The sequence below is a fragment of the Kitasatospora sp. NPDC059812 genome (assembly GCF_042732075.1).
In the GTDB taxonomy this organism is placed as follows: Bacteria; Actinomycetota; Actinomycetes; order Streptomycetales; family Streptomycetaceae; genus Kitasatospora.
This window is the reverse complement of sequence record NZ_JBHWIO010000040.1, coordinates 60,393-71,421: the sequence shown is the minus strand read 5'-3', so window position 1 is coordinate 71,421 and position 11,029 is coordinate 60,393. Positions and strand designations below refer to the sequence as shown.

General features: G+C 73.9%; 8 protein-coding genes and 1 pseudogene. 7 read left to right on the top strand and 2 right to left on the bottom strand.

The genetic code is table 11. From position 1 onward, the window contains the following. Nucleotides 1-161: 161 nt before the first annotated feature. Nucleotides 162-1,886 carry an ABC transporter ATP-binding protein gene (locus ACFV6D_RS21065; protein WP_079136422.1) on the top strand — a complete coding sequence of 575 codons (1,725 nt, stop codon included), beginning with the start codon at nucleotides 162-164 and terminating at the stop codon, nucleotides 1,884-1,886. A 47-nt stretch (nucleotides 1,887-1,933) separates the two neighbouring features. On the opposite strand, the gene ACFV6D_RS21060 is transcribed toward ACFV6D_RS21065, so the two are convergent. Further along, nucleotides 1,934-2,452, bottom strand: coding sequence for a GNAT family N-acetyltransferase (locus tag ACFV6D_RS21060; RefSeq protein ID WP_380373490.1), 519 nt, complete (start codon nucleotides 2,450-2,452; stop codon nucleotides 1,934-1,936). Nucleotides 2,453-2,723: 271 nt separating this feature from the next. Here ACFV6D_RS21060 and ACFV6D_RS21055 point away from each other — a divergent pair, with 271 nt between their 5' ends. After that, nucleotides 2,724-2,891, top strand: coding sequence for a hypothetical protein (locus ACFV6D_RS21055; RefSeq protein WP_380560715.1), 168 nt, complete (start codon nucleotides 2,724-2,726; stop codon nucleotides 2,889-2,891). Nucleotides 2,892-3,163: 272 nt separating this feature from the next. Here the strand turns inward: ACFV6D_RS21055 and ACFV6D_RS21050 are convergent, their stop codons facing one another. Next, complete coding sequence (locus ACFV6D_RS21050; protein ID WP_380560714.1) at nucleotides 3,164-4,726, bottom strand: PucR family transcriptional regulator; 1,563 nt, start codon at nucleotides 4,724-4,726, stop codon at nucleotides 3,164-3,166. Between the two features lie 267 nt (nucleotides 4,727-4,993). Here ACFV6D_RS21050 and ACFV6D_RS21045 point away from each other — a divergent pair, with 267 nt between their 5' ends. From ACFV6D_RS21045 to ACFV6D_RS21025, 5 genes and pseudogenes are all read left to right on the top strand, one after another. After that, nucleotides 4,994-6,478, top strand: a complete 1,485-nt coding sequence (locus ACFV6D_RS21045) for a sodium:solute symporter (RefSeq protein WP_380495643.1) — start codon at nucleotides 4,994-4,996, stop codon at nucleotides 6,476-6,478. Between the two features lie 11 nt (nucleotides 6,479-6,489). Continuing rightward, on the top strand, nucleotides 6,490-7,314 hold the full coding sequence (locus tag ACFV6D_RS21040; protein WP_380560713.1) for a class II aldolase/adducin family protein: 825 nt from the start codon (nucleotides 6,490-6,492) through the stop codon (nucleotides 7,312-7,314). Between the two features lie 105 nt (nucleotides 7,315-7,419). Next, a pseudogene (speB, locus tag ACFV6D_RS21035) lies at nucleotides 7,420-8,397 on the top strand (agmatinase); the annotation flags it as partial. A 131-nt stretch (nucleotides 8,398-8,528) separates the two neighbouring features. Then, nucleotides 8,529-10,157, top strand: a complete 1,629-nt coding sequence (locus ACFV6D_RS21030) for a thiamine pyrophosphate-binding protein (protein ID WP_380560712.1) — start codon at nucleotides 8,529-8,531, stop codon at nucleotides 10,155-10,157. 141 nt (nucleotides 10,158-10,298) lie between these two features. Further along, nucleotides 10,299-10,913, top strand: a complete 615-nt coding sequence (locus tag ACFV6D_RS21025) for a TetR/AcrR family transcriptional regulator (RefSeq protein WP_380560711.1) — start codon at nucleotides 10,299-10,301, stop codon at nucleotides 10,911-10,913. Nucleotides 10,914-11,029: the final 116 nt, after the last annotated feature.

Genomic DNA, 11,029 nt, shown 5'->3' with positions numbered 1-11,029 from the left:
GGGCCCGGCCCCCCGCGCCCGCGCCGCCCCACACACCGGTACCCCCCCGGCGCCCCGCCCCGCGGGCCGGGGCACCGGGCGGACGCGCCCGACTGAGAGAAGGGAGGAGCCCCTTGGCCGGAGAACGGAAGAACAGGCGGCACGCACCACTGGTCAGGGCCATGGGCCTGTTCGTGCCGCACCGGCTCCGGCTCGGCGCCGTGCTGCTGCTGGTGGCCGCCGGATCGCTGGCCGCAATCGCACCGCCGTTCATGCTGCGGCAGATCTTCGACGTCGCGTTGCCCCAGGGCCGGCTCGGACTGCTGACCGGGCTGGCCGCCGGGATGTTCGCCCTGGTGGTGGCCAGCACGTCCGCCGGAGTGCTCCAGGCCTACCTGTTGGTCACGCTGGGGCAGCGGGTGATGGACGACCTGCGCACCGCGGTCTACACGCATCTGCAGCGGATGTCCCTGTCCTTCTTCACGGCGACCCGCACGGGCGAGGTGCAGTCCCGGATCGCCAATGACATCGGAGCCATGCAGTCGACGGTGACCGGCGCGGCCGCCACGATCGTCGCCAGTGCCACCACGGTGGTGGCCACGTTGCTGGCGATGCTCTCCCTGAACTGGCAGTTGACGGCCGTGTCCCTCGGGGTGCTCCCGTTCTTCGTCGGGATCAGCCGCAGGGTCGGCGCGGAGCGGCGCGGGATCGTCGAGCAGCAACAGAGCCTGATCGCCGTGATGTTCAGCCTGATCGAGGAGTCGCTGTCGGTCAGCGGCTTCCTGCTGGGCCGCACGATGGGGCGCACCGACACGCTCGTCAAGGAGTTCGCGGGGCGGTCGCGGGACCTCGCGGATCTGACCGTCCGGTCCTCGATGGCCGGGCGATGGCGCCAGTCCATCATCTCGATCATCGTGGCCGCGATGCCGATAGCGTTCTACTGGACGGCCGGAATCGTCGGTGGGCACGGTGGCCCGACCATATCCGTGGGTACCGTCGTCGCGTTCACCGCTCTCCAACAGGGCCTCTTCGGGCCGGTCATGACCCTGTTGCAGACCGGCATCGGCATCCAGAGCTCCATGGTCCTGTTCGACCGGGTCTTCGAGTACCTGGACCTCGAGGTCGACGTCGCGGAGCCCAGGGATCCCGTTCCGCTCGCCGGGCGCCACGGACACGTCCGCTTCGAGCAGGTGAGCTTCTCCTACCCGGCTTCGGGGCCCGTCCTCCAGGGCGTGGACTTCGACCTGCCGGCCGGTGAGAAGCTGGCGGTCATCGGCGCCACCGGCGCGGGCAAGACCACCCTCGGCCATCTGGTTCCGCGCCTCTACGACGTCACGGGCGGTCGGATCACCATCGACGGCGTCGACATCCGTGACCTCAGCTTCGCCACCCTTGCCGAGACGGTCGGCATCGTCTTGCAGGACACCCATCTCTTCCACACGACCGTGGCCGACAACCTGCGGTTCGCCAAGCCCGGAGCGACGGCGCGTGAGCTGGCGGCCGCCGCCGAAGCCGCTCAGATCCATGAACTGATCGAAAGCCTGCCGAAGGGGTACGACACCATCGTGGGCGAGCGCGGGTACCGGTTCTCCGGCGGCGAGAAACAGCGCCTGGCGATCGCCCGAACCATGCTGAGGAATCCGCCGGTCCTCGTCCTGGACGAGGCCACCAGCGCGCTGGACACGATCACCGAGAAGGCGGTCCAACGAGCGCTTGACGCGCTCTCCGTGGGCCGTACCACGATCACGATCGCCCACCGGTTGTCCACCGTCCGGCATGCCGACCGGATCATCGTTCTGGACGGCGGCCGGGTCGTCGAGTCGGGCACGCACGCGGACCTTCTCGCCCGCGCCGGACGGTACGCGGAGCTCTGCCGGGCGAGCGGTTCCCTCGGCCCGAAGCCCTGAAGGGCAGAAGGGTGGAAGGGCGGAAGTCGCCTACGCCAGACGCCCGCTCAGAGCCGCAGGTCCATCCGCTGCTCGACCGTGTCCAGGCCGAACTTGCGGGCGGAACGGGAGACGGTGAGCTCGAAACCGGCCTTCGCGTACAGGTGGTGGGCTGCATCGAGGCCCGCGATGGTCCAGAGCAGCACGCCCTCGTACGCGCGGGCGCGGGCCTCGTCCAGGGCGGTGTCCAGCAGCCGGCCGCCCAGGCCCCGGCCCCGGGCGACCGGGTCGAGGAGCACCCACCGCAGCTGGCCCCAGCCCGGGCGCTCGTCCGCCCGGACGAGGCCGGCGGCGCCGACCACGCGGCCGTCGAGCTCGGCGACCCACAGACGACCGGGCGCCGCACCGCCCTCGCGGGCCCGGGCGAGGACCAACTCGGCCATCCCGGCGGCGACATAGGCCTCCATGGTCTCGTCCGTGCCGTACTCGCGGGCGTAGAGGACACCGTGCAGGGCGGCGACGGTGCCGAGGTCCCCGGGGCGGACGGCCTCGCGGACGGTCGCGGATCCGGGTGCGGTGGCGGCCATGCTGGCATCCCTTCCAGGAGGACACTTCCACTGAAACAGTCGTTTCAGTGGAACGATAGACGCCGAGGGCGGCGACGCCCGCGAGACCCTCGAACTGCTCTGGGAGTGGCTGACGAAGCCCGAACACCGGGGCGCGCTACACCTGTTCTTCGAGGGGTACGTCCGCGCCTTCGGCGGCTCCGGGCCCTGGCTGGACTTCGGCACCGCCTCGCTGGACGAGTGGCTGCCGCCGCTGGAGCGCGTCCTGGACGGCACCGGCACGAATCCCACCGTGGTGCTGGCCGTCCTCCGCAGCCTGCTGCTGGACCTCCTCGCCGACGGCGGCGGGGGCGGCGGCGGGAGCGGGAGCGGGAACGAGGACGGCAACGACGGTGGCGGGAACCACGCCGCCCGCGTCCACGCCGCCTGGCACGCCTTCCTCGACACCGCCCTCGGCTGACGCCCGGCAGGAGGCCTACGCCAACGTGACGCTTCGTGTTCGTGTGCCGGCGCTCGCGTCCTGGCGGTGCGCTGCCCATGTGCAGGCGGGGATCTGACCACGGGCCAGCAGGTCGGGCCGGAGCTGGTGTTCCCGATGCCGGTCTGCACGGTGGCCGTGGCGCCGGATGGCCGGCTGGTGGTGGGCTTTGGCTGGGAGGTCGCGGTGTTGGCCCGCCGTTGACCGGGCCCCGCACGCACGTCTCGCCGCCGGACGGCGCCGGCGGCCCGTGGTCAGTTCGCGCCGGGCGGGAGCCAGCGCAGGGCGAACCAGAGTTCCATCCGGACCTCCGCGTCGCCGAGGTCGACGGCGAGCAACTCGCCGACCCGGGCGATGCGTTGGCGCACGGTGTTGCGGTGGAGCTGGAGCGCCGCCGCGGTGCGGTCCCAGCTGCCGTGCAGGGCGAGCCAGGTGCGCAGGGTCTCCCGGAGCACGGCCGGCCCGGGGGTGCCCGCGGCGGTCAGCGGGGCGAAGGTGCTGCGGGCGAGGGCGGCGGCGTCCTCGGGGGCGACCAGGGTGTGGACGCTCGGCCCGACGGCCTCGCGGTGGTGGACGGCGGCGGCACCGGTGGCCAGCGCGTGACGCAGGGCCCGGTCGGCCTGGGCGTCGGCGATCCTCAGCTCCGCCGTGGGGGCGGGCGCGCTGACGCCGAGCGTCCAGCCGAGCCGGGCGGCGGATTCGGTGTCCACGACCCGGTCCGGAGCCGCCGAGCCGGGCAGCAGCGCCCGCAGCCAGGTCCCGTCCAGGTGCAGGTGCGGTGTGCCGAGGGCGGTGCCGAGGGCGGCGAGTTGGACGGCCTCCCCGCCGCCGCCCGCCCGACCGGTCAGCCGGCCGTGCACGACCACCCAGGCGCCGTCGGGCGGCAACAGGTCGGCGGCCGCCTCCTCCGGTGCGGCGCCGAGCAGGAGCCGCACCAGGGCTCCCGCGCTGCGGGCGTCCGTGCCGAGCGCGTGCCGCGGGCTGGTGAGCAGCGAGAGCAGCACCACGGCCACCCCGGCCACGGACCGGTGGACGGCGGTCGGCGGTTCCTCGGCGGCGGTGACGAGCGTGAGCGGGCCGCCGGAACCGTCCGAGCCGGGCAGGGTCCGCACGGTCAGGTGCCGCCCGGCGTGGTGCTGGGCGGCGGCGGTCGGAGGCTGGGCGCGGCCTGCGGCGCGCGCGGTGGTCCGTTCCGCGAGGGCGCTCAGTTCGGCCAGGACCGGCACGGGCGGGCGCGCTCCGGCGCTGAACAGTTCGACGCCGCGCCCGTCCAGCAGTGCCGTCCAACCGCCCAGGTGCACGGCGAGTTGCTGGACGACCGCGCGCAGCGCGTCGGGGCGGGCGGCCGCGGAGGCGAGTGCGGACTGGGCTTCGGAGATCTGCCGCAGGCCGCGGTGGGCGGCTTCGGCCATCGCCGAGTAGGCGGCCCGGCCGACGGCGACGAACGGGGTGCCGTCGGGCACCCGCAGCAGGGGCAGGCCGTGCCGGTCGCAGGCGGCGACCAGGTCGGCCGGCACCTCGTCGTAGACCGGTGCGACGCCGAAGCCGAGTGCGGCGGCGCCCGCTTCGACGACGCAGCGCACGTAGGCGTCGATGCCCTCGGCGTCCTGCGGAAGGCGGACTCCGGCGGTGAGCAGCAGTTCACCGCCGAGCAGGTAGGGGCCGGGGTTCTCGACCTCGGTGGTGCCGACGGTGCCGATCAGCCGGTCGTCGGCCGGTCCGGCGATCCGGCGCAGTCCGAGCACGGGGTCGGCGAGCAGGACGGTCAGCGGGATGGCGGGGCTGCCGGAGGCGGGAGCGGGGGCTGGGTCGGGCACGCCGGCGGCCTTTCGTCGGAGGTTTTGCACATCTGACCCCACGATATTGGATGAATCCGATACTTCTGCAGGCCAGGTGGGGCGGTTTAGGTTCAGCGCACGGCGTTTTCCTTCGGGCACCCCCGACTCGCCCCCCCGTTCCCCGCCTTTCCTGTGCGCCCCGCCAGTCCCGCCCGCTGCCCCGCCCGCTGCCCCGCCTGCTCCCCCACCCACAGCCCTGGCCCGGCCCGCTCCCCCAGCGCGTCCGGCCGGATCGGAGGACCCCCCATGACCCTCGACTACGTCGTGATGATCGGCTATCTGTTGGGCATCGTCGGCGTCGGCTGGTGGGGCAAGCGGCGCGCCTCCTCGAAGGCGGACTTCCTCGTCGCGGGCCGCCGGCTGGGCCCGGTGCTGTACACGGGGACGATGGCCGCCGTCGTGCTCGGCGGCGCGTCCACCATCGGCGGCGTGCGGCTCGGCTACTCCTACGGCCTGTCGGGCGCCTGGATGGTGTTCGCCATCGGGCTCGGCCTGCTGGCGCTGAGCATCCTCTTCTCCGCCCGGATCGCCCGACTGCGGGTGTACACCGTGGCCGAGATGCTGTCGCTGCGCTACGGCGGGGCGGCGAGCGTGATCTCCGGCGTGGTCATGTGGGTCTACACCCTGATGCTGGCGGTGACTTCGACGATCGCCTACGCCAGCGTCTTCGACGTGCTGTTCGACGTGCCCCGCTGGGCGGCCGTGGTGATCGGCGGCACCATCGTGGTCGGCTACTCGGCGCTCGGAGGCATGTGGTCGATCACCCTCACCGACATGGTGCAGTTCGTGGTGAAGAGCATCGGGGTGCTGTTCCTGCTGCTGCCGGTCGCCGTCGTGAAGGCCGGCGGCCTCGCCCAGCTGAAGGCCGAACTGCCGTCCGGCTACTTCTCGTTCGGATCGATCGGCGGCGACACCATCTTCACCTACGTGCTGATCTACACCTTCGGCATGCTGATCGGCCAGGACATCTGGCAGCGGGTGTTCACCGCCCGCACCGACCGGGTGGCCACGTACGGCGGCACGGTGGCCGGCGCCTACTGCCTGGCGTACGCCGTCGCCGGCGCGGTGATCGGGATGGCCACCAAGGCGCTCTACCCCCAACTGGCCAGCCCCGACAGCGCGTTCGCGACCATCGTGAAGGACACGCTGCCGGCCGGGGTGCGCGGCCTGGTCCTGGCGGCGGCGCTGTCCGCGATGATGTCGACCGCGAGCGGCGCGCTGATCGCCTCCGCCACCGTGGCCAACAACGACATCTGGGCCCGGGTACGCACGCTCGTCGGCCGGGGAAGGCCCGGCACCGCGGCCACGGACCATGACGAGGTGCGGTCCAACCGGCTGGCGATCGTGGCCCTCGGCATCTTGTCGATCAGCGTCGCCTGCGTCCTGGACGACGTGATCTCGGCGCTCACCGTCGCGTACAACCTGTTGGTCGGCGGTCTGCTGGTGCCGATCCTGGGCGGGCTGGTCTGGCGGCGCGGCAACCTGCCGGGCGCGCTCGCCGCGATGGTCGCGGGCGGCGGCACCGTGATCGCGCTGATGGCCGCCAAGGGTGTCCTCGCCAACGAGCCGATCTACTTCGGCCTCGCCGTGAGCCTGGTCGCCTACCTGGCCGTCAGCCTGGCCACCCGCCCGACCGATGCCACCGTGCTGGAGCACTGGCGCGGCCGGCTCGCCGGGCAGGCCGAGACCCCGGCCGCTCCCGCCGCCACCGCCCCGGCCGCCGCACTCTGAGAGGAAGCCTCATGGGCCTGCCCGCCGCACCGACCGTCCCGACTGTCACGTCCGGACCGCCCACTGCGTCCGTACCGACCACCCCGCCCGCACCGGACGAGGCCCGGCTGCGCCGCGAACTCGCCGCCGTGTACCGGCTGGTCGCCCACTTCCGGATGACCGACCTGATCTTCACCCACATCTCGGTCCGCGTCCCCGGCCCCGAGCAGCACTTCCTGATCAACCCGTACGGCCTGCTGTTCGAGGAGATCACCGCCTCCGACCTGGTCAAGATCGACCTGGCCGGGAACCCGGTGGAGCCGACCCCCCATCCGGTCAACCCGGCGGGCTTCGTGATCCACAGCGCCGTCCACGCGGCCCGCCAGGACGCTCACTGCGTGCTGCACACGCACACCCGGGCGGGCTGCGCGGTCGCCGCCCAGCGGGACGGGCTGCTGCCCCTCAACCAGATCTCGATGGAATTCCACGACCGGGTCGGCTACCACGACTACGAGGGCGTCGCGCTCAACCTGGCCGAGCAGGAGCGACTGGTCGCCGACCTCGGCGGGCACCCGGCGCTGATCCTGCGCAACCACGGCCTGCTGACCGTCGGCCGCACACCGGGCGAGGCCTTCCTGCGGATGTACTACCTGGACAAGGCCTGCGAGATCCAGATCGCCGCCCAGGCCGGCGGCGGCCCGCTCGTCCTGCCGTCCCGCGAGACCGCCGAGCTCACCGCCCGCCAGCTGACCGGCCAGGAGCACGGCTCCGACCTCCAGGACGACCGGGCCGGCGAGCTGGCCTGGGCGGCCCTCCTGCGCCTCGCCGACCGGATCGCCCCCGACCACGCGAACTGACCCCGTCGACCCGGCGCAACGCCCGCGCGCCGACACCTCGACGCCTGACGCCGGCTCCCCGACAACGCCCCGACGACGCCCCGCCCGACGACTCCAGGAGCTGCCATGAGCACCGCCCCCGACCCCCACGCCCCCCACAGCCCCCTCGGCCCCACCGACTCCTCCCGGGTACCGCGCTACGCCGGGCCCGCCACCTTCGCCCGCCTGCCCCGGATCGACCAGGTCCCGCGCGCGGACGTCGCGGTCGTCGGCGTGCCCTTCGACACCGGCGTCTCCTACCGGCCCGGCGCCCGCTTCGGCGGCAACGCGATCCGCGAGGCCAGCCGGCTGCTGCGCCCCTACAACCCGGCCCAGGGCGCCTCGCCGTTCGCACTCGCCCAGGTCGCCGACGCCGGGGACATCGCCGCCAACCCGTTCGACATCCACGAGGCGGTCGAAACCGTCGAGGCAGCCGCCGGCGAACTGCTGGACACCGGCGCCCGGCTGATGACCCTCGGCGGCGACCACACCATCGCACTCCCGCTGCTACGCGCCGTGGCCCGCCGGCACGGGCCGGTCGCGCTGCTGCACTTCGACGCCCACCTGGACACCTGGGACACCTACTTCGGCGCCGAGTACACCCACGGCACACCGTTCCGCCGGGCCGTCGAGGAGGGAATCCTGGACACCTCCGCCCTCTCCCACGTCGGCACCCGCGGGCCGCTCTACGGCAAGCAGGACCTCACCGACGACGAGAAGCTCGGCTTCGGCATCGTCACCTCCGCCGACGTCATGCGGCGCGGCGTGGACGAGGTCGCCCAGCAGCTGCGCGAGCGGGTCGGCGACCGCCCCCTGTACATCTCCATCGACATCGACGTGCTCGACCCGGCGCACGCCCCCGGCACCGGCACCCCCGAGGCCGGCGGACTCACCTCGCGCGAACTGCTGGAGATCCTGCGCGGCCTGAGCGGCTGCCACCTGGTCTCCGCCGACGTGGTCGAGGTCGCACCCGCCTACGACCACGCCGAGATCACCGCCGTGGCCGCCTCGCACACCGCCTACGAGCTGACGACGCTGATGGCCCGCCAGATCGCGAGCGAACGGACGGAACCAGGCCCGCGAGCCGGCGCGGGCGACCGCACCGACGGACAACCGGACGGACAACCGGACGGCCACGCCGGCGCCCGTACCGACGCCCGCACGGAGTCCCACGACGCCACCGGCGAGGTGCGCGCATGACACACCTCCGCAACGGCGGCGACCTGGTGGTCGAGTCGCTCGCCACGCTCGGCGCCCGCTGCGTCTTCGGCCTGCCCGGCCAGCACGCCCTCGGCCTGTTCGACGCGCTGCGCCGCTCCGACCTGCGGTACGTGGGGTTGCGGGTGGAGAACAACGCCGGCTTCGCCGCCGACGGCTACGCCCGCACCGCCGGGACGGTGGCCCCGCTGTTCCTGTCCACCGGGCCCGGCGCGCTCACCTCGCTGGCCGCGCTCCAGGAGGCCGCCGCCGCCTCGGTGCCGGTGCTCGCCGTCTCCAGCCAGATCCCCTCGGCCGGACTGGGTGGGCGGCGGCGCGGCTATCTGCACGAACTCGTCGACCAGCAGGCCAGCTTCCGCGACGTGGTGAAGTCCGTGCACACCGCCCGCACCCCCGCGCAGATCCCCTCCGCGCTGGCCGCCGCCTGGGAGTCGGCGCTGAGCGCGCCGTACGGGCCGGTGTGGGTGGAGATCCCGCAGGACGTCCTGCTCGCGCCGGTGACCGTACCGCCGGTCACCGGGCTGCGCGCCGAACCCCGGCCGCCGATCCCCCGCCCGGAGCTGATCGCCGAGGCCGCGGTGCTGCTGGCCGAGGCCGAACGCCCGGTGATCCTGGCCGGAGGCGGTGTGGTCCGGGCCGCAGCCAGTGACGAACTGCTGCGGCTGGCCGAGCTGTTGCGGGCCCCGGTGGCCTGCACCTTCGGCGCCAAGGGGGCCTTCCCCTGGGAGCACCCGCTGTCGCTGCGGTCCTGGCTGGAGGACCGCCACACCACCGACCTGCTGGAGGACGCCGACGTCCTGCTCGTCGTCGGCTCCGGCCTGGGCGAACTGTCCAGCAACTACCACACCATGGCGCCGCGCGGCCGGATCGTCCAGATCGAGGCCGACGCGGGCAAGCTGGAGGCCAACCACCCGGCCTTCGGCATCCACGCCGACGCCCGCCTCGCCCTGGCCGCCCTCTCCGACTCGGTACCGGCCGCCGTACCGGACGGACGGGCCGAGGCGGTGGCCGCCGAACTGCTCAAGCGCGTCCAGGAGCGGATCGACGGCCAGGGGCTGGAACTCGAACAGGACTTGCTGGCATCCGTTCGCCACGCGCTACCGGACGACTCGCCGGTCTTCTTCGACATGACGATCCTCGGCTACTGGGCCTGGTCCGCCTTCGACGCCCGCCGCCCCGGGGCGATGCACTCCGCCCAGGGCGCCGGCGGCCTCGGCTACGGCTACCCCGCCGCACTGGGCGCCGCCGTGGCCACGGACGGCCGCCCGGTCCTCGCCGTCTCCGGCGACGGCGGCGCGATGTACTCGCTCGCCGAACTCGCCACCGCCCGCCAACTCGGCCTCAACGTCACCTGGTTGATCATCGACGACGGCGGTTACGGCATCCTGCGCGAGTACATGACGGGCGCCTTCGGCGAGGCCACCGCCACCGAACTGGCCCGCCCGGACTTCGTCCGTCTGGCCGAGTCCTTCGGCGTCCCGGCCGCCTTGACCACACCCGACGACCTCGCACGGGACCTGGCCGCCGCACTCGCGGCCCCGGGCCCCAACGTGCTGGTCCTGCCCACCCTGCTGCGGATGTTCGCGCCCACCCACCTGGACGGCTGAACCACGGAGGGAGCGCGACGGCCGGACCCCCGCCCCGCCCTGCGGTCCCCGCCGCCCGGCGCGCTCCCCCCATCTGCCCCACACCACCACGCCCCCGGACCGTCCGACGCCGTTCCGCCGGCCCTTGGATAGGCTGCCGCAATGGCCCTCGACTCCCCCCGGCTGCTGCGCGCCGACGCCGCCCGCAACGCGGAAAAGATCATCCGGGCTGCCCGGGAGGTCTTCACCGAACAAGGCCCCGACGCCCTCCTCGACGACGTGGCACGCCGGGCCGGCGTCGGAGCCGCCACGCTCTTCCGCCGCTTCCCCGACAAGGCCGCGCTGCTGCGGGCCGTACTGGACGAGCGCTTCGGCGAGAACGTCCGCCCCGTCATCCAGGCTGCCGCCCACGACCCCGACCCCGCCTCCGGACTGGCCCGCGTACTGGAAGCGGCACTGGAATCGGTGGCCGGCGACTACAACGTGCTGGCCGCCGCCCGCTCCGCCGGCGTCCTGACCCCGGCGACCGGGCAGGAGTTCTTCGCCGCCCTCGACGCCCTCCTGGCGCGCGGTCAGCACGCAGGTGTGATCCGCGCCGACCTCGTGCCCGACGACCTGCACCGCATCGTCGTCATGCTGGTCTCGGTGCTGTGGACGATGGAACCCCACGAGGACGGCTGGCGCCGGTACCTGGCCCTGGTCCTCGACGGCCTCACCCCCACCGGGGCCCGCCCGCTGCCCTGCCCCGCCCCCGCGCTGCACACCCGCGCACCCTGACGCCGAGGCGGGGGGGGGGGGGCGCCGCGGCGGGGGGGGGGGGCGCCCCCCCCCCCCCCGCCGGCCGCCGCGCGCGCCCGCCCCCCCCCCCCCCCCGCCCCGCGGCGCCCAGGCGC

Bases quoted from the DNA above. Each gene is read 5' to 3' on its own strand.
- ACFV6D_RS21040 (WP_380560713.1), top strand. From the start codon at position 6,490: ATGGGCCTGCCCGCCGCACCGACCGTCCCGACTGTCACGTCCGGACCG.
- ACFV6D_RS21060 (WP_380373490.1), bottom strand. From the start codon at position 2,452: ATGGCCGCCACCGCACCCGGATCCGCGACCGTCCGCGAGGCCGTCCGC.
- ACFV6D_RS21045 (WP_380495643.1), top strand. From the start codon at position 4,994: ATGACCCTCGACTACGTCGTGATGATCGGCTATCTGTTGGGCATCGTC.
- ACFV6D_RS21025 (WP_380560711.1), top strand. From the start codon at position 10,299: ATGGCCCTCGACTCCCCCCGGCTGCTGCGCGCCGACGCCGCCCGCAAC.
- ACFV6D_RS21065 (WP_079136422.1), top strand. From the start codon at position 162: ATGGGCCTGTTCGTGCCGCACCGGCTCCGGCTCGGCGCCGTGCTGCTG.
- ACFV6D_RS21030 (WP_380560712.1), top strand. From the start codon at position 8,529: ATGACACACCTCCGCAACGGCGGCGACCTGGTGGTCGAGTCGCTCGCC.